This window comes from Paenibacillus alginolyticus DSM 5050 = NBRC 15375 (genome assembly GCF_000422905.1).
Lineage (GTDB): Bacteria > Bacillota > Bacilli > Paenibacillales > NBRC-103111 > Paenibacillus_E > Paenibacillus_E alginolyticus.
The window spans coordinates 17,093-41,328 of the sequence record NZ_AUGY01000040.1; the positions used below are offsets into that span (position 1 = coordinate 17,093).

The window sequence follows — 24,236 nt, forward strand, 5'->3', positions numbered from 1 at the left end:
GTTTAGTACATACCTGCCTTTATAGTAGTTTGTTCTATCATATCATATATAGGGATCTTTAATCGAAGATTAAAGTCTCTCCTTTTTGGGATCCCTGATCGAAGAGCGAAGTCGAGAATAAAGTCTCTCCTACTTGTTTCGTTCAATTTCCTCTAGCAGCTCGGATAAATAAGTCCATCTTTCCATCGCCGCTTCCAAATCAACTGCCGTTTGCTGTTCTTGCTCATACAACTCGCGAACGCGGTCAAAGTCGCTGCCAGCCGCTTCAATTTGCTTTTTCAAGCTAGCCGCTTTGTCTTCCAAAGAAGCTATCGTACTCTCAATTTCGTCCCATTCCTTTTGTTCTTTGAAAGTTAGCTTCTTGGGACGGTTCGCATTCGATGCGCCCGCTGCAACAGGACTACTGCTATCTATGGGTGAAGCAGTGTTGGAAACACCATCAGACTTGGCAGAGCTTGCATGACGTATCAATTCTTTCCGAGTCTGATCCGCTTCTGCTTGCTCCTGCTTCTCTTCCAAGTAATCGGAGTAGTTGCCAATGTAAGGCTCGATCTGGCCTCTACCATCAAAGGCAAATAGATGCGAAACCGTACGATCCAAAAAGTATCGATCATGGGAAACCGTAATAACGGCCCCAGGAAATTGATCCAGATAATCTTCCAGTATGGTCAAAGTTTGGATATCCAAATCGTTGGTCGGCTCATCCAGAAGCAGTACGTTTGGTTCTCCCATAAGCGTGCGGAGCAAATAAAGTCTGCGCCGCTCACCGCCGGAGAGCTTGCCAATAGGCGACCACTGCAGGGTTGGCGAAAAGAGGAAGCGTTCGAGCATTTGCGACGCCGAAATCGTCTCCCCATCCGAGGTGCGAATCTGCTCGGCCGCCTCTTTGATGTACTCGATGACGCGCATCTTCTCATCCATCTCGACGTTCTCTTGCGTGTAGTAAGCAAGCTTCACGGTCGTGCCGGTCTCGATCGTCCCGCTGTCAGGCTGAATACGCCCGGCGAGCATGTTCAACAGCGTCGATTTGCCGCTGCCGTTCGGACCGATAATGCCGAGACGATCCCTCGGCATCACGATGTAGCTGAAGCCGCTCAGCAGCGGCTTCCCGCTCTCGAAAGCTTTGGTGACGTCTTCGAGCTCCATCACCTTCTTGCCAAGACGGCTGCCAGCCAGCGCCATGTCAAGCTTCTCACCGGGACCGTCAACCTTGCGGTCCCGTAATTCCTCGGCGCGCCCAATACGCGCCTTCTGTTTGGTCGTGCGCGCCTTCGCGCCGCGACGGAGCCAAGCCAGCTCGCGGCGCAAGAGATTCTGCCGCTTATCTTCGCTGGATGCTTCGGACTCCATCCGCTCCGCCTTTTTCTCGAGGAACCACTCGTAGTTCCCCTCGTAGCTGTAGATCTTCCCCCGGTCCAGCTCCAGAATGCGGGAGGTTACCCGCTCTAGGAAGTACCGGTCATGGGTAACGAGCAGCAAGGCTCCGCGCCATTTGCTGAGGAATTCCTCGAGCCAGATGGCCGTCTCGTTATCAATATGGTTCGTCGGCTCATCTAGGATGAGCAGGTCGGCGGGCTGAATGAGAACGCGCGCCATGGCAACGCGTTTGCGCTGACCGCCGGACAGCTGGCCGACGGGCTTGTCGAACTCGCTGATGCCTAGCTTCATCAGCACGGTTTTGGCCAAGGTGCTGGCTTCCCAGGCACCTTGCTCATCCATGCGCGACTGGGCGCTGAACAGCCGCGTTTGTTTCTTCTCATTGGAGGCGTCAAGCTCCAAGTCAGCAAGCGCAAGCTCATAGTCGCGAAGCGTCTTCATGAGCGGCGTATCGCCGTGGAATACTTGCTCAAGAACCGTGGAGTTCGGATCGAACTCCGGGTTCTGCGGCAAGTATTCCACTCGGAAATGGTTCGCGTGCACGAGCTTGCCGCGATCCGCTGTTTCCAGCCCCGCTAGCAGCTTCAGCAGCGTGGACTTGCCGGTTCCGTTCACGCCAATGAGACCGATGCGCTGCTTCTCGTTCACCGTGAACGAAATATCATCGAACAGCACCTTGTCGCCGAATGTTTTGGTTATATTAACTGCACTAAGTATATTCATGCTTGGTCAGGCTCCATGATATAGGCAGCAAGAAGAGCTGCAGTATTCACTACTGCATCCATATGCGTTCTTTCCATGCTATGTGACGCATGAACACCTGGTCCTACCAACGCGGCACGAATATCACGTCCGCCTCTAAGTGCGGCAGATGCATCTGAACCGTATCGCGGATAAATATCAACGGCATAGCCGATTCCCAGCTTCTCGGCCAGCTCAATCATTTTCGAAGTCATTTGATAATCATAAGGACCTGAGGAATCCTTCGCGCAAATCGATACATCGCGCTCGCTTCCGCTCAAATCATCACCGAGAGCACCCATATCAACGGCAATAAAATCCGTAATATCTTCAGGGATAAAGGCAGAACCATGACCGACCTCTTCATAATTGGAAAAGAACAGCTTGATCGTAAATTCAGGCTTCAAGCCCTCATCTTTGATCAGATTTAATAGCCCAAATAAGGAAGCCACACTCGCTTTATCATCCAAATGACGCGACTTTACGAAGCCATTTTCCTTCACTTGTACGCGCGGATCGAATGAAATATAATCCCCCACTCGAATGCCAAGATCCTGAACCTCTTTCTTGGACTTCACAAGCTCATCAATTCGCACTTCCATGTTGGCTTCATCGCGTTTATATTCCCGTGCATCTTCATACACATGAACAGATGGCCTCGATGTCAGAATAGTCCCATCATAAACGCGTTCATCGCGCGTATGAATTTGAACGTATTCATTTTCGATAGCGCCCATCATAAAGCCGCCTAATGAAGTGATTTTCAAAGTGCCATTATCTTTGATCGAACGCACCATAGCGCCAAGTGTATCCACGTGAGCAGAAATACCAATGACACGGTCTTGGCGGATACCAGGAATCGTCACAATACCGCAGCCCTTTTTTGTATATGTAAGCTCAAATCCGAGCTTATTCACTTCTTGTTCAACTTTTTGCATAATGTGATGCGTGTAGCCTGTTGGGCTTGGAGTCCTCAGCAGCAACTCTAGAATTTCTGTCATATAAGTTTTATTTAAGTTCGTTTTCACTCGGGATTCCTCCCTTTTCTATTTATTAGATTTCCTAAAGACATAAAAAACAGTGCAGCCTAGGTTTCGTAAGCAAGCCTATGACATAAGTCACAAACAAGTCTCCTCTAGTGATACTACACTGTTCCCCTATGTTTTTCAAACTAGATTAGCTTACAAAATCAACGCAAATGGACGTTCCATCAAGGACTGTCTTCATATGAGCCTTCACTTCTTCATGAAGGGGATGCGTGTCATATACCTTAAGATCCTCTAAGGAATCAAATTTGGTAATCAACGCGATATCATACGAACGTTCCAGATGCAAAATGTCGGTTCCAACCTCTATATGACGCAGGACTGGGATTTTACCTTCCATGTTCGTAAGGACAGCCTTAGTTACTTCAACCGCTTCCGGACTGCGATCTTTGAGCTTAAAAAACACAACGTGAGTTAACATGAATGATTTCCCCCTAATTGGTTACTTTTGCAGACCATTCTTCCACATCCCACACTCTTGTTACCCAACCTTCATAAAATTCAGGTTCGTGACAAACGAGCAGAACGGTTCCTTTATATTCTTTCAAAGCCCTCTGAAGCTCTTCTTTGGCAACAACGTCCAAATGGTTCGTAGGCTCATCGAATAACAACCAGTTACTTTCTCTCATCAGCAGTTTACAAAGCCTTACTTTCGCTTGTTCACCACCGCTAAGCTTACCCATTGCACGTGTGATGTGCTCATTCTTGAGCCCGACACGGGCAAGTGCCCCTCTGACCTCATTCTGAGTCATCGAAGAGAACTCGTTCCATACGTCATCAATCGGTGTCATGCTCGGTGCTTTAACCTCTTGTTCAAAATAGGCAGGACTCAAGTAGTCCCCACGGAATGTTTTACCGTTGAAAGGCTCAAGCTTACCAAGAATCGTTTTGAGAAGGGTAGATTTACCTACACCGTTGCATCCAACAATCGCAATTTTCTCGCCGCGCTCAATCGTTACATTCATCTTCGGTAAAAGAGGACGATCATAACCAATTTCCAAGTTTTCGGCCTCAAAAACAACTCTGCTGCTTGAACGTGATTCCTTGAAAACAAAAGTCGGTTTCATAGCCGTCTCCGGACGCTCAATTCGATCAATCTTATCAAGTTGTTTCTCCCGGCTCTTGGCACGGGTTGACGTTGACGCCCGCGCTTTATTTCGCGCGATGAAATCTTCCTGTTTTTTAATGTACTCTTGCTGCTTTTCATAAGCGTCAATATGCTGAGTTTTGTTCATTTCAGCCATATCTAGAAATTTCTCATAATTCGCCGTATAACGTGTCAGCTTCGTGAATTCCAAGTGGTATACCACGTTTACGACTTCATTCATGAATTCTGTATCATGTGAAATCAACATAAAAGCAAACGGATAATCTTTAAGGTACATTTTCAACCATTCAATATGCTCAACGTCCAAATAGTTGGTCGGCTCATCTAAGAGAAGAACAGTCGGTTTCTCCAAAAGTAGTTTAGCCAAAAGAACCTTGGTCCGCTGTCCACCGCTAAGGGAAGTAACGTCACGGTCTAAACCAATGGCATTAAGGCCAAGCCCGTTACCCATTTCTTCGATTTTCACATCCAGCATATAGAAACCGCCGATATCCAAACGCTCTTGAATTTCGCCCATTTGCTCCAGAAGAACTTCAAGCTCTTCCGGTGTGGCATCACCCATTTTCTCGGTAATCGCCATCATCTCCTTCTCCTCTTCAAAGAGAGGAAGGAAAGCATCACGCAGAATATCGCGAATGGTTTTGCCCGCTTCTAACACGGAATGCTGGTCCAAATATCCATAATGAACGCGCGGCGTCCATTCAACTTTACCTGTATCTTTTAGAACTTTTCCGGTCAATATATTCATTAACGTGGATTTCCCCACGCCATTAGCTCCAACGATACCTACACGCTCTCCAGCGAGCAGTCGAAAGGATACATTTTTAAATAACGTACGATCTCCAAAGCTATGGCTCAAATCTTCAATTGTCAAAAGACTCATCTCGTAATTCCAAACTCCTGTCTATTTCGAAGATAATCGCTCTTACTCACGACTTCTTATTATAACACTGCTCATGCAAGACAGGAATAGGTAAATTCCTCTGGGAAGCGTATTCATTGGCTTTTATACAAAACTATGCAAAAAAACGTCCCACTTGGGACGTCGCAGTTATAGCCAAAGATCGTGTTTAAGTTTTAACTCTTTCACAATCGAAATTTAATCTCCTGCCGTACAATTCGAATCTCATCTCCATCTTTTAATGGATAGGGCTGATAAGTAACTAATGGTTCGCCATTTAAATAGGTTCCATTCGTTGAACCCGTATCTTTAATCATGTAACCCTCTTCATTCTTTATTATTTCAGCATGTAATCTGGAAGCTCCCGCTTCATCCAAAATATAATCGACCTTCAAACTGGCATCGCCTCTGCCCATCGTAAAATGATCGTTATTCAGAGGAACAGATTTAGTCGCGCCTTCAGACTGCCATTCAAGCTTAGCTATCGATGGTTGATTCACATGCCTGCCAAGGAACACGGTAGCGTTTGGCTTTTTGTTAGTGAGCAAGGTCGTATGCATATGTAAATTTTCATAATAATTTTGAATATTTATCGGTTCAGGTGTTGGTGTTACTAGGTTTAACTCTCGCTGCTTTTCTGAAATCGGCAAGAAAGTCAGGTTTACCCCGTTGCTTTCTTTTATGTATCTTTGAATGCGCGGTAATCCTAAAAATCGAATAACAAACCAAACATTCATGAGTAAAATCGAGCTTCCTGCTGTTATTTGCAGATTACCTGTGGAAGGGTAAGTCAAATAATTCTGCCAAAGAAACGCTGTTAGCAGAATAACAACGACAAGGACTATCTGATTTCCTTTTCCTTCATTTATTTTCGGAGCAGTATGGGGCTGCTGCAGCTCCTCTATTGCGGTGTTTTTGCGAATTTGCTGCTGACCTTCTTCCCGCTTCCAAAGTGGCTTGGGCAGCTCATTTTCTTTTACAGGAGACATCTGCAGGTTAATAGGTTCTACTGTGTCTTGTTCACCATCCTCATGACTTGATATCTGATAAGCATCTTGAACGAGTGTTTGTTCGTCCATTAGTGCTAGAAGATTCTCCTTATATCCTTGCAAGCTCTGATTCCGCGACAATGACTCCATCCATAAAATCACTTTGCTCCTCTCATCATTATTCAATTTCTGTGAGAGTTGTTTCATCAATGACGCCAGTGATAGGAAGACGGAAACTTCATCATTTATTGATTCAAGCGGCACATATGTTAGATATATATCCGACCAATCACTGCCAATAAAGATGAAATTATCTTTCAAAACATATCCTGATTCAAAAAGCATGTAATTTTTACTTTCTCCTAGTGCACAAACAATCGCATACATGAGCTTTGCAAAATGCTGTTTAGACAACCCTTCCACCTTCAGAACATGGGACAGCATGCGTTTAGACGACAAGTTATATAGTAAACTTATGCGGAAATCCACCTCTTGTATTTCTAGCGGTAGAAGGTTCGGTACATCATTGGCTTCAAGCATCTTGACCTGCAAAGTCGAGAGAGTCTTCGAATCCAACCCATCTTCCTTATGCAACACCATGTAATGACCATGTCGATATACAAATTCATAACGAAGTCCAAATACTTCTTGCGTCATGGATTCACCTCTCTCATAAAAACGAATAATACCAAGTCAATGCAACGCCTGGTACAACCGCATACATAAACGGAAATTTCATGTTTTTTTGATGCTTCATTCCTAGCAGACTACCCATATCTTGAATAACAACAATAGAGACTAGCCACGTGGCAAGTTTATGACCTGTATTTATCATCTGTTTACGGATAAAGAGCAAGATAAGTCCGATAACGCCTGCACAAATGATGGCATAAAGCATCGATTGAAGGACGAATGTAACTCCCATGATCGCCCCAATTGCAGCAAAAAGCTTCACATCACCTGCACCAAGAGCGCCGAAAAAATAAAGCAAAAGAAGTGCCGTAAACCCAGTAATAGCACCAATTCCAGCAAAAAGCACACCGCTCCAACCTTCAGTAAATGCATGGAATACAAAGCCAACCATTGTTCCGCAGATAGTAAGCTTGTTTGGAATTAGTGATTTACGTGCATCAATTACAAATGCAACGGCAATAAGTATAAATAAGACCAAATGATTCAAAGGAAAAAGGTCCCCTCCTAACCGTTTCTTAAGGTTCTTAGGCGCCTACCCATGCCCGCTCCACAGCCTTCTTCTTTAATATGATCGTGTGACTTATAAACGGCAGCGGAAGCCTGTACGTGATTTGAGCTTCAATACCAAAAAAGGCATCGCCACCGCTTTCCATACTCGGGAGAGTCACAGAAATGACCTTGAATTTCTCTTTTTTCATGATTGTTTGATTGCAAAAAGCATAAACGATCGGTGTGAAAACCGCATGAATGCGCGGCTTAACTTGACTCTCGTAAAGCTCATCCAGTTCTTCTTGAGCCTTCCCCTCACCTAGCTCACGCTTTTCCTTTTCCAATTTAACAAGCTCAAGGAGTGCATTCGGAATATAAGCAGCGTATTCATCAGCCAGATTCTCCGTGTTTTTCACCAGATCTCGAGCCGTTTGTATACGATCTACCACGGAACCCATCATTTCACCAATATGACTCTGTTCGAATTTCGATTTGCCTTCTTGGACAAGAAGCCGAACAGGGTATAATTGACCAGCTACCGACTTCGTTGCCTCCGACACCCCGGCTTGCAGTTCCATTTCTAATACAGCAATCTGAATACAAATGATTAGACCCATTACAAAAGCTAAAAAGAAGGGCAGCACCAAAGAAGCCTCTAACACCATTCCGCCTTTTTGCTCATGATGAAACTTTCGAAGCATAAACAGCCCCCTTTTCCTCAATAAGCAACAGCTGAAGTACTGCTGAATCGGCACCGATTCCCTTGCACTTTACACCCCAGCAAACCAGTTCCATCTAGCAGCTTCATGATTTGCGGAATAAACCACAACCTTACTTCGCTTGATCCGTTTCCCTGTATATACGTCGTTTCTTGAACCAAGTCTTTCCCTGTTTCCAGTTCGATAAGTGCCTGCATTCTAGCCATAAGTTTCGAATTATTACTGTGTAAAAGTAGAAAAATACGTAAATAGTCCTTATACGTCAAACTTAAAGCTGATGTAGTGATTTTGGCAGATAACTCTACAGATTCACCTTTTGTTAATTTATTCATATCTTGAAAAGCTTCCATCGCGCCTTCTGCAGCAGCAGCCAAGAACACGAGTAAGGGTGAGCCTATACCGAGCAACTCTTTTTTCGGATCAAGTAGTGATTCGACTGTGCGGATCGCCATACGGAATGCGAACATTTCCGCATAAGCGGATGAAATATTAGCCCCGCAGGAAGAAAATCCATATAACAAATACTCTACCTCTTGATTTGCCAACTTATGTGACCCTGGATTCACCAGTTCATTTGACAATTTGGGTTGACCCGCAGGGTCTTTTTCCAATCCATATGTTCGGTAATTAAATTTCGTTAGGGCAAATTCATTCACATAAAGCTCATTTCTCATCGATTCTGCCGCGTTATTAAACGCCTCAAGCATCCCCATCGCTTTGAAGCTAACAGGTTCTGGTTTCTCTAAATCATAAGCAATCTCGCTGCCAATCGTCGTATCTTGAGCATTAGCTTCTCTGTACTTTTGGTACAATCCTTTCTCACCTGCTGTTTGTCCTGCATCCCCCTGAACGCGGCTGTATAGTTCATTGTCAGTACTTATAGTACTCAGCAAGCTGCAAGAACCGATTGACTGCTTCGCTTGATCCAAAATGGCTTGTATCTTGTTTTTTTGCTGACGCTTATTCGCTGACGTTGCCTCATTTTTGTCCATTCTTGTTTTTTCCAAAACACTTTGCTGCTTATGAAATTCGCTAGATTCAGAAAAATAAGCATTATTCGCTAGGTTTGCTTTGCTAGTATTATCAGATGTGTATAAATATACGGAATTAATAACTTCTTGGAATGCAGTGAATAACGAAGTAATGCTAGCTATAGCTGTCTGATACCTATAGAAATATTCATCACCCATAACAGGAACATTTTGAAACACTTCATAGACACCAGAGGTTCCACCTTGAGTTCCACTAACCGAACTTTGATTTATCCCACTTAACTTCGTACGGATCTCGTCATTTCGCTGTTTTGCTAACCGTAGAATTGGTTCGATGGTTTGCTGAAATTGCCCAATTTCACTTCCTTTGGCCTGAACCTCCAGTTTCGTAGCAGCTAGGAGTGCAGCGTATTTAATGATCAGCTGTAGCAAAGCTTCTAACTCGTTTAACTTTTGAGCGACGACCTGTGCCTGAGAAGCTAGTAGTTGTTTTGACGCTGCGAGTGCTTGAATGCCTGCCACACCGTCAGGTCCAGCTTGACTTAGTGCTGCTATTGAAATATCCAGATCCCTGATGGAATCTTGAATCGATCGCAGCTGATTTTTCACATTCTCGATTTCGTTCCTCACTTCATCTACTGTATGAATGCCGATTTGGGCAGCTAATTCGTCTAATTCTTTAATGCGTTTTTGATAATAAGCATGATTTTTCGATATTTTTTCAATCAACTCTTCGCTGCTCTGCCATGCTTCATCTAGCGCGCTTTCTCTTTGATCCATGAGCTTTTCAATCTCTGCCGCTTCTTTCAAAAACTGAGACCCAAGATGGAAAGGGGCTTTAGTCCCGCTTTTCCTGAACTTATCGGTAATCTCAAGTGTAAACTCGATGGGTGCCTTGATCTTCATATCCTCGAGCACCTGCCGCTCAAAAATCACATGACTGGCTAAAGTGTACACCGGAGTAACACGCATACCTTTCTCTACGGGTCTTGTATCCACATAATGGAATGCGCCAGCCGATACTTGACTTGACAAATTACTTGCAAAAACGTTGCGGAATAACGCATCCGTTTTATCCTGCGAAATACCAAGACCATAAAGTCCCATCGCTTGCAGCTCTTTATCGTATGATGACATAACCGATCGGGTTGCCGCTTTGACTGCAGTTTCCGTCTCTTTTTCGGCCAGCTTCATTCTTGCGAAATCAATGAGGACGGCTTGAAATAAGAAAATCGGCACAATAATGAGAATCAGATAGACAGATACAGCACCTCTCTCTGAACGAACAAATTCCCTCAAAAACTCCCCCCTTTCTAATTATGGATGACAACCACAATGCCTTTGCGCTCCAGCTCCTTACGAAATGAATTAGAAGGCATTCCTTTGCCGCTGGCATCTTTTTTGAAAAAGTGCCACACGATGCCTTTCACTTGTGCCCTTTCATCAAGGAGCTCTAAATCCTTTGGCAGCTGTTCAGTGCGAAGCTGAAATTCCGTCATATTGTAAAAAGCTTGATGACCAATACCTCGAGCATCCAGTGCATCAATTGTTCTGCTTTTTCCTGATGTTGTCTTCAAAATGACTTCTGTACCCCCCACCAATGATTTCAAGTATGCCGCGGCTTGACGCTCAGATTTTATCGTTACACTTGGTCCAGACAAGTTACCTTGAATAGGTTCTACAAGTGCATCTCTCGCCTTCTGAGGGGAAATTCGTCCTTTAATCGCTTTGAAATATGTACGTGTAATATCTGTTAATCGAATGAGTTCAACCGACTCCACAACATGTGAAACAGCCTTGCCAGTTGTTTGCTCAGAACCCAACCATCTCTTCAGCTGCGCCGGCATAAGAAATGACTTTTTCAACTTCACCTCAACCTGATGGTCAAAAAGATAGTTGGCGTATTTGGCAGTTCCCGTCACACCCTGTGGTAGCAAAGCGGAGGAATTGGCAAGTTTGCTCTCCACGTGACCACTTGTACTGCCTGAGGGAATCAAGACTTCTGTTGTGCCACTCCCACTCAGCATTCCGAATAAATCTGATACACCATCGCGTGTAAGTCTCCAATAAAGACCATCTGTTTCACTAGGGTTAAAGTTTCCAGTCACCAGATCTTTGTGACTGTTATTCCAAGTAAAGGCAAGACGCTCAGCCGTAGTTCTCGCAAGCTGCTGAACAAATACGTTCTGATACGCATACATGCCCACAAAAAGCAGCGTAACCGTACAAAATAGAATCAGCGGAAATACAAGAGAAGCTTCTAACGTAAAGCTTCCGTCCTCATTAACACGGAGACTACGTAAACACCTATGGCGCACAGCTCGTTGTTGGACTAGGCGCACAAGGAACAACCGCGCTGTTGTCTTTCAAATCAGAATTGGCATCACCAATTAGCTTCTGGAACCATGAGACGATCCACTTTCTGAAAATGATGGCTATAGCGACAAGCACAGCAACGATTAATAAAATCTCCAAAGTGCCTAATCCTTCTTCATCTTCCCAAAACTGTTTCAACCAATTTACCGCCGTTTTCATCCTTACATACCTCCATTATTGTTTCATCATTAGTAAAGCTGGGGCCGCAACGATGACCATCACGACAACGAAAATGAGCACCATAGGAAATACAAGTTTTGAAGATGCTTCTTCACCTAATGTTCGTGACACTGCTTTCCTTCTTTGCCAAAGATCCAACGAGAGTGCATGAAGCGCAATTACAAAATCGCTACCGCCTCGCTTATAGTTCAGAAGAAGAGTAGATGTGAACAATGACACTTCATGAAGTGCGCAGCGTTTGCTGAAATCCTCCATTACTTTTGCAAAGGATACATTCATCTCCAGCTCATGAACGGCTTGAGCCAGTTCTTTATAGAGCGGTGTTTGCGCTTTATGCGGTCGGGCTTCTACACAGCGTATCCATGCCCGATTAACGGTCTCTCCTGCATTTACGAGCAGCACGATTGTACTCAATATTTCTGGTAATTCGAGAATCATCAGCTGCTGTTTCTTACGGATTTTCGCATCCAAATCACGCACCATGATCAAGGGAACGAGGGCTGCGGCTAGCAAACCAAATCCAAACAAAGAACTATCTCCACCAGCCAGAACGGCTAACAATGTTAAGATTACTAAGCATAATGTCGCGGCCGAGATAAGCTCTGCTAGAAACCATTTACTGCCATGCGCAGCGAAGCTTCTCCCATGCAATGTAATTAATTTGTGATGTACTTTAGCCGTAAAATCGGGCCATTTTTCCATCAAATGGAGCTTGTCGACGAGCAAATAGCTATAAGGTAGCAGCAGTTTCATTTGAAACGGATATGTGTGAGATTTGATAATCTCAGCATATTGCATGCGCCCCCATAGGAATAACAGAATACAAACGGCAATCTGGGAAATAAACAAAATCGTGATCCACATGCTACACCTTGATATTCATTATTTTTTGAGTGAGTATGTAGCAAGCACCAAGCAGCAGCAAGCTTACTGACATGATAATGACGCCGCTGCCTGTGTAAAGAGGAACCATGTACTCCGGTGATGAGAACGCAAGCACGGCAACAATGACGATCGGAGCAAAGAGCAGCACTCTAGATTCAAAACGTTTCTGTGCAATCATCACGGAGATATCCTGTGATATTTCAAGCTTTTCGCCAATCACCGCAGCCGTTCGTTTCATGACCTCCACCAAATTGCCCCCCGTCCGCTTACAAGTTAAGAAAACGTCCGTGAAGCTTCTTACATCTTCTAGATGACAGCGATCCGCTAAGTTTTTCAGAGCAGCTTCAATGGGCTCACCGTTCTCTACTTTTCGGCAAATAATACTAAATTCAATGACAATCAAGCATGCCGGATCAGGATACAGCATTTTAAGATCTTCTAATGCCTCTCTAAACGCGGTTTCAATTGACTTTCCAACCGTCATGGAGGAGGATAGGCAGCTTAGTGCTTGTTTAAACTGTACATACAGTTTGTTTTTACGTAATTGAATTAATTGCTGCTTGCGTATATGAGGAAATGTGAAGCCTACCGCAGCCAATATTGCAGCTAGAACGAAACTTTTGTAAAAAATATAACCTACAACGAAAGCTGGCAAGGCAAGCATCAGGAAAGCACTTACTTTTTCCTTGGAGGTTAGCTGATAATGGTTATAGTCAATTAACTGGTTAATTATAGAAGGTTGCTGGATGGGCCGAGATTCTGTTCTCTTAGTTGATCTTTTTCTTCGTTCCAAATACAAAAGAAAAAACCAGCTGAAAGCACCACACATGAGGAGAAGCAGCATAAGCTTCATCCTGCATCACTCTCTACTTCGAAGTGTGCAAACCAAGCTGGCAGCTTCTTGCCTGCCATTCGAATTTTGTGTATGTTGTGCAGTCGATTTCCAGTATAGACAAGCTCTCCAATAACCTTGCGATCCATCGTTTCCCCTTTTTCATCAAATAAGAAAAGGGGATGTAGTTGAACTTCACCATCCTTCACACCTAGCACCTCATGAATTTCTGTTACTCTTCGAGTACGATCACGAATTCTGCTCACATGAACCATTACATCTAATGCAGAAGCAATTTGCTTACGAATGACGTCTACTGGAAGCGGGGCTCCACTGAGCACCATCGTCTCAAGTCGGCTGAGCATATCCACGGATGTGTTCGCATGCCCTGTGCTGAGAGAACCGTCATGACCAGTATTCATCGCAGATAGCATATCTAATGCCTCTGCACCACGGACCTCCCCAACAATAATTCGATTGGGACGCATGCGCAGCGAAGAACGAATAAGGTCTCGAATCGTGATCTCACCTTTCCCTTCCGTATTGGCATTTCTGGTTTCCATTCGCACCAAGTTAGGGACAGTTTGTATCTGAAGCTCGGCAGAATCTTCAATCGTAATAACGCGCTCATGCGGCGGAATCCAGGCACTAAGTGCATTTAGAAATGTCGTCTTCCCTGACCCTGTACCACCACCAATAAAAACATTAAAACCTGATTCAACCATCACTTGCAGGATTTCTGCTGCCTCCTCTGAAATACTTCCCATACCAATCAGATCCACCATTTGCAGGGGCTTTTCCGGAAACTTTCGAATCGTCAAGGTCGGCCCGCTCAAGGAAGCAGGTGGAAGTACAATGTTGACCCTTGACCCATCGGGTAGACGCGCATCGACAATTGGCGTTGCTTGATTCACAATCCGGTTCACTTTAGAAACAATCATCTGAATGAGATCCTCTAGTTTCTCTGCACTTTCCAAAGGATATGGATAACGCTCAACAGCGCCCTTCCTTTCGAAAAAAATACACTCATGCCCATTGACCATAATCTCTGTGACAGATGGATCATCGATCAGCGGTTGAAGGATATCCAAGCCTCGAAATGAATCGAATATTCGCTTTACTAAAGCTTGCATCTCAGTTGAGGTCCAGCCGTATTCTCCTGCTGCGCTGAAAACGGACTCCTCAATTAATTCAATTAATTTGACATCGCTGACCGTGCTGGAAAGATCAATCCTCTCCTTAATCTGCTGCTTCAAGATAAGAAACAAGTCATGATTCATGAAGCAACTGCCCCTTCCCTAACCGAAGAAGAATGACCTTTTCCCAAATGGATAGCTGTGAACATCTCATACGTCTGTTCTGAAAATAAGCCAGATTGCCAGATCTGCTCTGGGGTGCTTAAAACTTTCCACTCAGGAATATACGGAAGTTTATACGTGATGTCCTTGCCTAAACCTGAGAAATCATTCGTTTGCTTGCCTGTATATTTATTGATAACAAAATGTACATTCTGCAAGGATCCCATTTGTTTCGTTAGTGCCTCTGTTTTAAACAAATCATTCAAATCGTCCCGCACAATCCAGATGATATGATCACTGACATCCAAACTTTTTACAATTCTCTGATGCACAGAGGCTTCTAAATCAACAATGATGTAATCATACTCGTTCAACGAGATCAATGATTCAATAAGAAGACGAACATGCTCGCCACTTATTTCTTGCATCTCCCTGATCTGATCTTTGGGAGTCAGATAATCGAGACGCAGCCTTGAATCGTGGGATTTTAGCAGCTGCAGCTTAGGTCCTAGTAAGTCAGGTGAACTTTTCATATAATATAAAAGCTGTGAAAATCGGCCTAAATCACCCTGTAACCACTGAGAGGCTGAACTGACCAACTCCAAACTAAGATAAAAAACTTGGTCTCCACGAAAAGACAACTGCTTCGCCAAATGAATGGCTGTCATCGTTTTCCCACTATTCCCGCTGCTGCTATAAACAGATAGAACTTTAGTTCTTTTCGTCCCAGGAACCGCATCAAATCGATGCTTTTCCGTATAAAAAGCAAGTAGGCGCGATATTAATTGATTCAGCGATTGAAAACGATATAAGAATGGAATCTTTGTCTCCGCTTCTTTGGAATTTGCAATTGTTTCACTCAAAATCATTTTGAATAAGGATGTACTTCGATTCATCAACAGGGGAAAGTACGCCTCGGATAGTAATAAAACACCTTCTAATTGCTGATTCTCAAAGAAATCTATGACCAACTCTAGTTTCGAGAAAAGCTTCACCTGGATTCTCTCAGCGAACTCAGAAGACCGAATGAAGGCAGCGAGTCTCTCCGCGTAAAGGAAGTCATCATCTAAGACATAAAGTTGAATTTTACTCATTCCTACCTCCTTTTTTTAAGTCATGAAACCATGGCATACACGCCACTGGCGATTAAAACTAAGCTAATAACGGTGAGCACAATCGCAATGCGAATGGTCGTCTCAACCTTCATGCATCAGCCTCCTTCGCGATTCGGAGAAAACAAAAAAGCACGCGCCGATTGAGGAGATAAGATCTCCACGATCAGCGGTGCTTCCGCTTGTCCGATTTAATTTATCCAAATTGTACCACATTTTAACAGGAAATCAATCCCTTTTATTCCCAAGGGTATTTCATCGTGAAAAAGCTTGCTAACTTCTTACTTTCAACTCTTCGAATTCGTCTCATTTCTGCACGGTGTGGCGCCGATTCATGCAGCTTCTTCTCTTCTTCCGTTTCTGGAACCACATCTGGAACTTCAACTGGAACTTTGTTGTCATCGAGTGCAACGAATGTCAGGAAAGAGGTTGCGGCAATTTTTCTAGACCCTGTTTTCAAATCTTCGGTTACGACTTTGACGAAAACCTCCATCGAGCTTTTGCCTGTCCATGTCACGAATGACTCCAAGCAAACCGAGTCTGACGTATGTATGGGCGACAAAAAGTCAACAGAATCTGTTGAGGCTGTCACAACAGACCTCCGGCAATGTTTATGTGCCGCAATCGAGGCAATGTCATCAATATAGGACATCAGCTTTCCACCAAAGAGCGTGTTGTGATTATTTACATCGGTCGGAAAAATTCGTGACGTCTTGAAGCATCTGGATTCTCTAGCAAATCGTTGTTCCATATGTATGACCCCCTATATCTGCATCAAAATGAAATATGACTCATCATAACACAATTAAAGCCGTTTGGTTATAACTTGAGTATTGATTTACAAAATTATTAAGGGGGCTAACTAAGCTTTTTGAATCGTGAGAAGAAAGATTTGCTCCCCTTCAGACTGTTTTTGTTAACCGTATCAGCTGGCAAAATTTCTCTAAGCAAAGGGGTTAGTGCATCTTTCAGCTTTTCCAAAATCTCGGTCTGATCTTGAATACATTCCCCTTTCCAGACAGCACGCATGACTTCAGCACGCGGAATTTCAGGCAGGGTGCATAACGGTGCCGCCGGAAGCGAATCTACCCACTCATTCCGGAAATGTCCCGACATCGTGCTGTTCGCCACATAATGCACCTTTTTACCACGCTGCTGATACCTATCAAATCCCTTGAAATGCGCCCGTGAACTTGGTCGATTACATTTGCCTGGAGAAGAGTCGATGACAACGATGATCTCATCCGAACTATGACAAAGCTCTTTAACGGAAGGATCCTCCCAATGCGTGGATACATCCCAAATGACGATCGGTTTTTTTATCGTATGAAGAAGTTTGAAAGAATCCGCAGGATGCCATGCGTTTTGAAACCCCTCCGGATGAAGGGGTACCCATGTCGTAAAACCGTTGGTCCATGATGAAATCGCTGCTGACATTTGGTCACTAATGAGATTCGACACGAATGTATAATCCTTAGGAGCCTTACTATCGCCGTAAAGGAGCATGTATAAATCAGGTTCTATTGTTGGCTGCTCAACAAGCGCGTTCGGAATCTGCATAGAATGAAGAATTCTCGCCAATGTAATCGCCAGGAATGTCGCACCTACACCAGCAAATAAACCGCCAATAACAATTAATTTATCAGGTGTTGAAGCGACGAATGGGGTGTGCAGATTTAGAACTTCTGGGGCCGCAGTTGGTTCGGAATAGATGGAACGAAGTCTCATTTTAACTTCCATGGCGGATTGACAGCGGTTTTGAGGATGTTCTTGCAGTAGTAATCGTACGGTGGAGGTTAAAGCTTCCGGTAAATCTGGACGAATTTGTTCCAACGGTTTTTGGGTGATATACGCATATTGGCCGCCTGATAATAAGTAATACAGCATGGAGCCGAGTGTAAATAAGTCCGTGCGCGCGTCGGTTTGTAAGCCCAAGAATTGCTCTGGAGCCGCAAAGCCAATCGTACCCATTTGCATGGTATCGGATTGTTTACCGTGTTTGAAATGTCTGGCAACACCAAAATCGATTAATCGGACTTGGTTCTGCTCATTCAACATCACATTGGAAGGCTTGAGATCGCGGTAAATAATCGGACGAGGCTGAAACGTGTGCAAATAGTGAAGTAAATCGCATAGCTGAAAGGCAATATGAACTATTTTCGCAACGGGTAACTCGCGCCCCTTATCTTCGAATAAGTCTTGCAATGTTGGCCCTTGAATATAATCCATAACCAAGAAGCCTTTCCCATCCTCAGTTGTAAAATAATCAACTAACTGCGGCAGCTGTGGGTGCTGGAGCCTAGCGAGCATTTCCGCTTCCTCCAGGAAGAACGTCATATCAGCAGCTTCAAAAGGCAAACATTCTTTCACTGCCCATTTCTTCCCTTTCAGCTTCAAATCCTCTGCTAAGTACACGTGACTCATACCACCTTGACCGAGTAAATCTTCAATACGGTATCTTCCCCCAATACATGTTCCGATCCAGCTTTGTTTATTCATCAATAAATAAATGACCCCCTTATCAGGTAAGATTTACCTTGATTATAAGAGGGCCACCTTTAAAAATCTACATATTTTTCCACATTCTACGACTTTTGCAAATAAAGTGTCAATTCTTCCCGATTGTGAAACAATTGTTTGGCTTTAAGCAGGAAGAGAGTCGGCTCCAAAATCTTCAACACATCACGAACCGTTTGGAATGGTTTTTTATGCATGAGTTTGACCGTAATGATCGCCGTTCCTCCGCTTTGTAAGGAATAGAGTAAATCAGCGACTAAACGACCCATTTGACGTGGGTCCCAGCTCATATCACAGACGAGCAAATCAAACTCATTTTCCCGCAACTTTACATCGCCAGCATTTTTCTTAAGGACCGTGAGAAGGGGGTTACCTTGAAGTCTAGGACTCATGGATGCAGGGTCAATAGCCGTAACACGCAAGCCACGTTCCAAAAGTAAGGATGTCCAACCACCAGGGGCTGCGCCAATATCTAGTGCCGTACGAGCAACACTGAAATCAATACCGAATCGCTGTTCCGCTTCCAAAAGCTTGAATTTAGCACGTGAGATTTGATCCTCTTCCTTCATGAATCGGATCGCACCGCCTGACCAATCCGACAAATTGTCTGCAGGCTTGGACAGCCCCACGAATAGCTTCTTGGCACTTATATACACAGAAATGATTTGATCCGCATACCGAACGACGGGTTCAGCCTGAATCTCCGAAACCAATATTTCATCTAAAGCTGCCTTAATGGTGAAAGGCGCATAAGGTACATCCGCCCGCTCTTCTTTGCGCACTTGGGTAGCTATTTTATCGCCTGAACTAATAAGCCCTGTAGAAATAGCTTCTCTTAGCCAAGCCTTGAGGTGTTCGACATCCGCATCCGTTCGGCTTAGGTCCCAGTCTTGACTTACAGGCTGAACATGCCTAAGAAACATAGGCTCCTGCTCTTTAAGCGTTGTGATCATATCTTCTGTACCCTCAGGCACTTCGAATATAAATACCTCTGTCGGCACTAACAAAGTAAACTTAGTTAAAGGAAATAATTTACGAATTTCATCCTGTGCATATTGAGCGAAACCGTGATTCGAAGTACCAATGTATGTTGTTAAATGTGTCATAGCCGCATCCTTTATGTAATCTACTATCTTGATTCAATAACCTTAATCCATGGTCGTTCTTGGAACCATTCCAACGTGATATCGATCCCAAAAGCTCGATGAATATTTTCCGGAGTCAATACCTCTTCTTTGCGCCCAGCTGCAATGATTTCACCTTGTTCAATAATAGCAACATGCGTAAATAAAGGGATTATTTCTTCGATATGATGCGTTACATAAACGACAGTAATGTTTTGCTTGCTAAGGTCGTTTACATCTGTAAGAAAACGTTCTCTCTCGTATAAATCTAGACCAGCCGCTGGTTCGTCCATAATAAGAATGGAAGGCTTCATCATGAGCGATCTGGCAAGCATGACCTTTTTACGCTCTCCTTGCGAAAGGCTACCTAAAGGCTGATGAGCCAAATGAGGAATACGGACACGCTCCAACATGACTAGAGCACGATCTTTCACCTCTTGCGGTATTTCCTGATAAAACCGTAGATAGGCGTACTCACCCGTGGCGACAACCTCGAGGACGGGGTCAATTAGGTTCAATTTTTCGAATAAAGACTGTGAAATATAGCCGATTTTCTTGCGAACTTCCCTCACATCACATTGGCCATATCGGTTGCCCAGCACGTCTACCGTTCCCCGACTTGGGAACTCGTATCCATTCATCATTTCGAGCAATGTTGTCTTTCCTGAACCATTGCGGCCTAACAATACCCAGTGTTCACCTGGCTGAATGTGTACATTCACATCCTGTAAAATATGACGTTCTCCTCTAATAAAATGAATACCGGATAAATGGATCATTTGCGGTCGATTCCTTTCTGACTATGGCTCCCTCTTATAAGTCCTTTGAGCAATCTGCAAGAGCAAATCGTCAGGAATTCGGTGAGGGTATAGACTCATCCCTTCGGGTTTGGCCGTGTAAAGCGTTTGGTACATAGCCGTACAAGCCGAGGGACTGGAAGTATGAATATAAATCGTTTTGGGAAATTTACGCTGCTGCGTCAACCAAATGACGACGTCCATGCCTGTCTCCATCGTAGACCAGCCCAAATCGTGATCTAATGACAAAATATCAACATCAAACTCCTGAAGCAGTAAAATGCATTCTTTGACATCTTTGGCTAAAGTAAATCCTTGAGGACATGGCCGTAAGTCATCTAAGTATACATGAATCATGATCGGATTTCCTTTCCTGTTCATGATGGAATGAATGAAGTAACCAAAGATTTAATGAATCAAGTACTAGTAACCAAAGATTTCACCAGTTCAATTTCCTGAGCATGCGTACCGTCACGACCTGAACCCGTTTCAAGAACGATTGGAATTTGCTTCAAAAAAGATGAGGCTAGCATCTTCTGTAAATTCTCAAGGCCAATATAACCAGCACCAATATTCGCGTGGCGGTCTCGGCGGGAACCATAAGGATGGACGGAGTCATTCAAATGAACAGCCTTCAGATAAGGAAGATAGTCAAGCTGTTTACCCTTGGTCTCAAGCTCTAACCAATTATGCCCCTGCCATAAACCACTTGCAAATGCATGACACGTATCTAAGCAAAATCCAACCTTCTCAGGTGCTTCACTGAGTTTACGTACTTGAACCATTTCTTCCATGGTTAGCCCTAGCTGAGCACCTTCTCCAGCTTGATTCTCAAGCAAAATCAAAGAAGACCCCTCATATCCCTGAGTAGCACTATTCAAACATTGTATTATATTTTTATAGCCTTGTAACGGGTCTTTTCCAATATATTTTCCAAAGTGCACCACTAATCCCACTGAACCGCAGGCATCCGTAATTTCTAAACCATTCCTCAAAAGCTTTACCATTTGCTCGCGTTCACCAACTTCAGCCGCTGGGTTCAAGGGATACGGAGCGTGCCCAATTGACAAAATGCCATGTTCTTGGCAAAATTTCACGCATGCGTTTGTATCTCTTTGATTAACTAATTTCGTAGAAAGACTGCGCGGATTCATGGGAAAGTATTGAAAGGCATTAGCCCCTATAGACAGAGCGGTTTTGGCCGCACCTAAATAGCCGCCACGCGTACTAACATGAGCGCCAATAAACATCATGAATCAGCCCTTTCACGCTTGACAATTAGCACAGTAGAAGCATTTGCGACTTGAAACTTCTGTCTTGATTAGTGGATGTCCGCAGCGCAAACATGGCTCACCTTCTCGATCATATACACGACACTTCGCATCGAATTGCCCCGTTAAACGGTCTCCAACAAACAAAGGCTCATCAATATATCCACCGAATTGAATAGCTTCGAGAAGTACCGAACGCATGGCTTGAAATAAGCGATTTTGCTCATCTTCTGTCAGTGAGGACAGTTTACGAGTAGGGAGAATGCCCGCATAAAAGCATATCTCATCAGAATAACAGTTCCCAATCCCTGAGAGAAACGATTGGTCGACAAATGCTACTTTCAAGTTGCTATTCTTACTTTTCAACACCCGTTGGAATTGTGTAAAAGTAAACCCGGAATCCAGTGGCTCAGGCCCAAGCTTGCCTAAAAGCAGATCAACCTCAGGCAGTGTATGCATGTGTAAATATCCTAACCGCAAACCGATGAAATATAAGTGCCTCGTGCCAAAATGGATCACAACTTGCGTTGTCCGATCCGGCTTCTCATCCTCCGAGCCATAGAACATCCAACCACCGAGCATTAAATGCAATAATAAAACTTCACCTGTTACCAAGTGAAATAGCAGATGTTTAGCTCTGCGATCTATTCGTTCAATGCGGTTCCCGGTCAGCTTATGAATAAAAGTTTCCGGCTCGACATTTAATGATTTCGGACGCGTAACTTCCGCCCCTGTGATTGGCGCACCTTGAATCAATCGCGTCAACTGCTGTCGATACGTTTCCATCTCTGGAAGTTCGGGCATGGCACTCTCTCCTTGCCGTTTTCTTCCTTGTATATCCAAATGAGTGGGAAAGTAAACAAGATTACCTTACATAGGCTTTAGGTTGGTTCTGGTTGGTTCTGGTTGGTTCTGGTTGGTTCTGGTTAGTTCTTAGTGTTCTTGGGTTTCTTAGTGCTCTTAGTGCTCTTAGTGCTCCTTTATGTACACCCCTGTTTCTCTTTTTACAAAACGCAGATTGTCCCTTCGTCTTGAAATCCAAAAAATAAGAGCCCCTAGAGACTCTTATTTCAATCATATTGGTATTAAAATGAGTAATAGCAGTCTTTAAAGACTTCTATCACAATGGAATGCTATCAAAATTGTTGAGAATGTTTAAAATAGAAGCCTTTAGGGGCTTCTATTTCTTGAATTATTGATGAAAAATGACATTTAGCAGCCTTTTGAAGCTCTTATCTAATGTATTGAGTTGACTAGAATTAACATAGACGTAGAAGACTCTCCATAAATAGATCTACGCTAAAGGATCTTCAGTAATAATATCTTTCCCCATTAAATCAACCCTTCACTAACGTAAATCGGCTTTATTTTATGTGTTTTGGTTTTCGCTTTCGAGGTGTTCTTTCCCTTCACAGCAAGTGATGTTATCTCAACCGGATGACTTTCAGCTTTTCTCAACTTACCTTTCAATCGGCGGATTCGTTTCTCCAGTGCTTCCTCGACCTCGTTTTGCCTTTTATCTCCACGATGAAGCGAACGACGGCGCCAGAGCTTCGCCCAAGCCTCCTCAGCGTAAAATATCGCCTGAGAAAAGTTCTTCTCTCGATGCTCGTAATACATCGCTAGCTCTAAATAAGGCTCTAAATGGAGCGCAATGCTCGCGTTTTTAATAACAATCCAGCGCTTCCACAGTTCAACTGCTCGAAGATATTCACCATTCTTCTTGTAAAAGGCAGCTAATAGAAGAATGGCTGATTCTTGATCTGCTGGATTAGATGACTCCAGATCATTCAATAACCTAGCATACAATATATCGAAGTAATTCTCAGCAATTGCAGAACGTCCCATTTTGTCTAGCCATAAACCTGTTCGGAACATTTCTTCTAATTCGAGTTCGGGATCAAGTTCACTTTCTCCACTCACTAGTTTGCCGAAATGTATGGCAAGTGCAGCTAAAGTAACAATATCGTGCTCATTATGAACGAAAACACCTTCAAGTACGGATGGATTTTTTTCCGCTAAATATTGAAAATATAAAGCAGGTGCCATAGATCCTGGCACATCATCTACTCGCTCAAAACCTAGGCGGCTCTCTTCAACTTTACTCAATCGGCAAGATGGCAGCGTGTTTCGCCACAGGCTTCGCGAGGGGTAAAGAAGATCAATCTGAAGCAGCTTCGCATCGTCCAATTGGAGTCGATTAAGCACATACCGATTCTTTAGAATAGGCCAATCAAACGTTCGGCCATTGTAGGAAATAATATGCGTGAAGCGGTCGAGCAGTTCTTGCAAATAAACAAGCATAGCATGCTCTTCCGCTGGGTTGCGAATCAACAGCTGTTCTACCGTGAACAGCTCACCGGTGTAAAAGCCGATGCCGACCATGAACGGCACGTTGCCTGCACCGACGCCGAGTCCGGTCGTTTCGGTGTCGAAGAAGAGCAGCTCTTCGAGCCGGACGACGGCGTCACGGTCGTGAAAGCAGGACAGCTGCTGTGCAACACCGGCCAGCTCACGCAGCCGATACTTGCCGTGCACGCTGTCCGCGCCGTACACACGGCGCCGCATGACGAACGAGCCCGCCGGGCTCGTTTCTACATGGGCGCCAAGCTGCGCCCACTCGCCGTCTGCCATAGGCAGGGACGGCGGAGCTATTTGAGCCGCAGAAGGTCCCCGCAGGCGGCCAAGCTTCTCACGGAGCCCGCTCATCGGGCACCGCCTTCGAGCCGGTTTATGTTCTCGTGCGTTCTCAAGCGTATTTTAATGTAGCAGGGTACAGAGCCACGTAT

Annotated in this window: 22 protein-coding genes; all 22 read right to left on the reverse strand. The window is 44.2% G+C overall.

What is annotated here, in order from left to right:
* Nucleotides 1-129: 129 nt before the first annotated feature.
* The gene (locus G519_RS0118295) at nucleotides 130-2,100 is read right to left on the reverse strand and encodes an ABC-F family ATP-binding cassette domain-containing protein (protein WP_029195943.1); all 1,971 of its coding nucleotides are present in this window, start codon (nucleotides 2,098-2,100) and stop codon (nucleotides 130-132) included.
* Entirely contained in the window at nucleotides 2,097-3,119 is a 1,023-nt protein-coding gene (locus G519_RS0118300; protein ID WP_036633365.1) for a M42 family metallopeptidase, read from the reverse strand. The genes G519_RS0118295 and G519_RS0118300 overlap by 4 nt, the downstream gene beginning before the upstream one ends.
* Nucleotides 3,120-3,294: 175 nt before the next feature.
* Nucleotides 3,295-3,585, reverse strand: a complete 291-nt coding sequence (locus tag G519_RS0118305) for a Dabb family protein (RefSeq protein WP_029195945.1) — start codon at nucleotides 3,583-3,585, stop codon at nucleotides 3,295-3,297.
* A 13-nt stretch (nucleotides 3,586-3,598) separates the two neighbouring features.
* Nucleotides 3,599-5,155: an ABC-F family ATP-binding cassette domain-containing protein gene (locus G519_RS0118310; RefSeq protein ID WP_029195946.1), complete on the reverse strand. Its 1,557-nt coding sequence runs from the start codon at nucleotides 5,153-5,155 to the stop codon at nucleotides 3,599-3,601.
* Nucleotides 5,156-5,358: 203 nt separating this feature from the next.
* Complete coding sequence (locus G519_RS0118315; protein WP_029195947.1) at nucleotides 5,359-6,819, reverse strand: DUF6382 domain-containing protein; 1,461 nt, start codon at nucleotides 6,817-6,819, stop codon at nucleotides 5,359-5,361.
* 13 nt (nucleotides 6,820-6,832) lie between these two features.
* Nucleotides 6,833-7,342 (reverse strand): A24 family peptidase, encoded by a 510-nt coding sequence (locus G519_RS0118320; RefSeq protein ID WP_036633353.1) that lies wholly within the window; start codon nucleotides 7,340-7,342, stop codon nucleotides 6,833-6,835.
* 37 nt (nucleotides 7,343-7,379) lie between these two features.
* Complete coding sequence (locus tag G519_RS0118325; RefSeq protein ID WP_029195949.1) at nucleotides 7,380-8,045, reverse strand: TadE/TadG family type IV pilus assembly protein; 666 nt, start codon at nucleotides 8,043-8,045, stop codon at nucleotides 7,380-7,382.
* A gap of 17 nt (nucleotides 8,046-8,062) precedes the next feature.
* Nucleotides 8,063-10,354, reverse strand: a complete 2,292-nt coding sequence (locus G519_RS0118330) for a hypothetical protein (RefSeq protein ID WP_029195950.1) — start codon at nucleotides 10,352-10,354, stop codon at nucleotides 8,063-8,065.
* 14 nt (nucleotides 10,355-10,368) lie between these two features.
* On the reverse strand, nucleotides 10,369-11,397 hold the full coding sequence (locus tag G519_RS0118335; protein WP_161632935.1) for a TadE/TadG family type IV pilus assembly protein: 1,029 nt from the start codon (nucleotides 11,395-11,397) through the stop codon (nucleotides 10,369-10,371).
* Complete coding sequence (locus G519_RS43555) at nucleotides 11,363-11,590, reverse strand: Flp1 family type IVb pilin (RefSeq protein ID WP_051253492.1); 228 nt, start codon at nucleotides 11,588-11,590, stop codon at nucleotides 11,363-11,365. Before G519_RS43555 ends, G519_RS0118335 begins: the two co-directional genes overlap by 35 nt.
* 15 nt (nucleotides 11,591-11,605) lie before the next feature.
* On the reverse strand, nucleotides 11,606-12,475 hold the full coding sequence (locus G519_RS43560; RefSeq protein WP_051253493.1) for a type II secretion system F family protein: 870 nt from the start codon (nucleotides 12,473-12,475) through the stop codon (nucleotides 11,606-11,608).
* A 1-nt stretch (nucleotide 12,476) separates the two neighbouring features.
* Nucleotides 12,477-13,349, reverse strand: a complete 873-nt coding sequence (locus tag G519_RS0118350) for a type II secretion system F family protein (protein WP_029195952.1) — start codon at nucleotides 13,347-13,349, stop codon at nucleotides 12,477-12,479.
* Nucleotides 13,346-14,608, reverse strand: a complete 1,263-nt coding sequence (locus G519_RS0118355) for a CpaF family protein (RefSeq protein ID WP_029195953.1) — start codon at nucleotides 14,606-14,608, stop codon at nucleotides 13,346-13,348. The genes G519_RS0118350 and G519_RS0118355 overlap by 4 nt, the downstream gene beginning before the upstream one ends.
* Complete coding sequence (locus tag G519_RS0118360; RefSeq protein ID WP_029195954.1) at nucleotides 14,605-15,720, reverse strand: nucleotide-binding protein; 1,116 nt, start codon at nucleotides 15,718-15,720, stop codon at nucleotides 14,605-14,607. The genes G519_RS0118355 and G519_RS0118360 overlap by 4 nt, the downstream gene beginning before the upstream one ends.
* Nucleotides 15,721-15,976: 256 nt before the next feature.
* The gene (locus G519_RS0118370; protein WP_029195955.1) at nucleotides 15,977-16,489 is read right to left on the reverse strand and encodes an acyl-CoA thioesterase; all 513 of its coding nucleotides are present in this window, start codon (nucleotides 16,487-16,489) and stop codon (nucleotides 15,977-15,979) included.
* Nucleotides 16,490-16,596: 107 nt separating this feature from the next.
* Nucleotides 16,597-18,237: a serine/threonine protein kinase gene (locus tag G519_RS47655; protein ID WP_127527924.1), complete on the reverse strand. Its 1,641-nt coding sequence runs from the start codon at nucleotides 18,235-18,237 to the stop codon at nucleotides 16,597-16,599.
* A gap of 86 nt (nucleotides 18,238-18,323) precedes the next feature.
* Entirely contained in the window at nucleotides 18,324-19,361 is a 1,038-nt protein-coding gene (locus G519_RS0118380) for an SAM-dependent methyltransferase (RefSeq protein ID WP_029195956.1), read from the reverse strand.
* A gap of 23 nt (nucleotides 19,362-19,384) precedes the next feature.
* Nucleotides 19,385-20,158 (reverse strand): ABC transporter ATP-binding protein, encoded by a 774-nt coding sequence (locus G519_RS0118385; protein ID WP_029195957.1) that lies wholly within the window; start codon nucleotides 20,156-20,158, stop codon nucleotides 19,385-19,387.
* 21 nt (nucleotides 20,159-20,179) lie between these two features.
* Nucleotides 20,180-20,533, reverse strand: a complete 354-nt coding sequence (locus G519_RS0118390; RefSeq protein ID WP_029195958.1) for a cyclic-phosphate processing receiver domain-containing protein — start codon at nucleotides 20,531-20,533, stop codon at nucleotides 20,180-20,182.
* Nucleotides 20,534-20,592: 59 nt separating this feature from the next.
* Entirely contained in the window at nucleotides 20,593-21,426 is an 834-nt protein-coding gene (locus G519_RS0118395) for a deoxyribonuclease IV (RefSeq protein WP_029195959.1), read from the reverse strand.
* A gap of 15 nt (nucleotides 21,427-21,441) precedes the next feature.
* On the reverse strand, nucleotides 21,442-22,251 hold the full coding sequence (locus tag G519_RS0118400) for an Fpg/Nei family DNA glycosylase (protein ID WP_029195960.1): 810 nt from the start codon (nucleotides 22,249-22,251) through the stop codon (nucleotides 21,442-21,444).
* Nucleotides 22,252-22,779: 528 nt separating this feature from the next.
* A complete protein-coding gene (locus G519_RS43570; RefSeq protein WP_051253495.1) occupies nucleotides 22,780-24,156 on the reverse strand; it encodes a ribonuclease H-like domain-containing protein in 1,377 nt (458 codons plus the stop codon).
* Nucleotides 24,157-24,236 lie beyond the last annotated feature (80 nt).

Coding starts and splice junctions, on each gene's coding strand:
- G519_RS43560 (WP_051253493.1), bottom strand. CDS start 12,475: ATGTGGATCACGATTTTGTTTATTTCCCAGATTGCCGTTTGTATTCTG.
- G519_RS0118380 (WP_029195956.1), bottom strand. CDS start 19,361: ATGACACATTTAACAACATACATTGGTACTTCGAATCACGGTTTCGCT.
- G519_RS47655 (WP_127527924.1), bottom strand. CDS start 18,237: ATGAATAAACAAAGCTGGATCGGAACATGTATTGGGGGAAGATACCGT.
- G519_RS0118395 (WP_029195959.1), bottom strand. CDS start 21,426: ATGTTTATTGGCGCTCATGTTAGTACGCGTGGCGGCTATTTAGGTGCG.
- G519_RS0118310 (WP_029195946.1), bottom strand. CDS start 5,155: ATGAGTCTTTTGACAATTGAAGATTTGAGCCATAGCTTTGGAGATCGT.
- G519_RS0118350 (WP_029195952.1), bottom strand. CDS start 13,349: ATGAAGCTTATGCTGCTTCTCCTCATGTGTGGTGCTTTCAGCTGGTTT.
- G519_RS0118390 (WP_029195958.1), bottom strand. CDS start 20,533: ATGATTCATGTATACTTAGATGACTTACGGCCATGTCCTCAAGGATTT.
- G519_RS0118370 (WP_029195955.1), bottom strand. CDS start 16,489: ATGGAACAACGATTTGCTAGAGAATCCAGATGCTTCAAGACGTCACGA.
- G519_RS0118400 (WP_029195960.1), bottom strand. CDS start 22,251: ATGCCCGAACTTCCAGAGATGGAAACGTATCGACAGCAGTTGACGCGA.
- G519_RS0118360 (WP_029195954.1), bottom strand. CDS start 15,720: ATGAGTAAAATTCAACTTTATGTCTTAGATGATGACTTCCTTTACGCG.
- G519_RS43555 (WP_051253492.1), bottom strand. CDS start 11,590: ATGAAAACGGCGGTAAATTGGTTGAAACAGTTTTGGGAAGATGAAGAA.
- G519_RS0118300 (WP_036633365.1), bottom strand. CDS start 3,119: ATGACAGAAATTCTAGAGTTGCTGCTGAGGACTCCAAGCCCAACAGGC.
- G519_RS0118315 (WP_029195947.1), bottom strand. CDS start 6,819: ATGACGCAAGAAGTATTTGGACTTCGTTATGAATTTGTATATCGACAT.
- G519_RS0118295 (WP_029195943.1), bottom strand. CDS start 2,100: ATGAATATACTTAGTGCAGTTAATATAACCAAAACATTCGGCGACAAG.
- G519_RS43570 (WP_051253495.1), bottom strand. CDS start 24,156: ATGAGCGGGCTCCGTGAGAAGCTTGGCCGCCTGCGGGGACCTTCTGCG.
- G519_RS0118385 (WP_029195957.1), bottom strand. CDS start 20,158: ATGATCCATTTATCCGGTATTCATTTTATTAGAGGAGAACGTCATATT.
- G519_RS0118355 (WP_029195953.1), bottom strand. CDS start 14,608: ATGAATCATGACTTGTTTCTTATCTTGAAGCAGCAGATTAAGGAGAGG.
- G519_RS0118305 (WP_029195945.1), bottom strand. CDS start 3,585: ATGTTAACTCACGTTGTGTTTTTTAAGCTCAAAGATCGCAGTCCGGAA.
- G519_RS0118325 (WP_029195949.1), bottom strand. CDS start 8,045: ATGCTTCGAAAGTTTCATCATGAGCAAAAAGGCGGAATGGTGTTAGAG.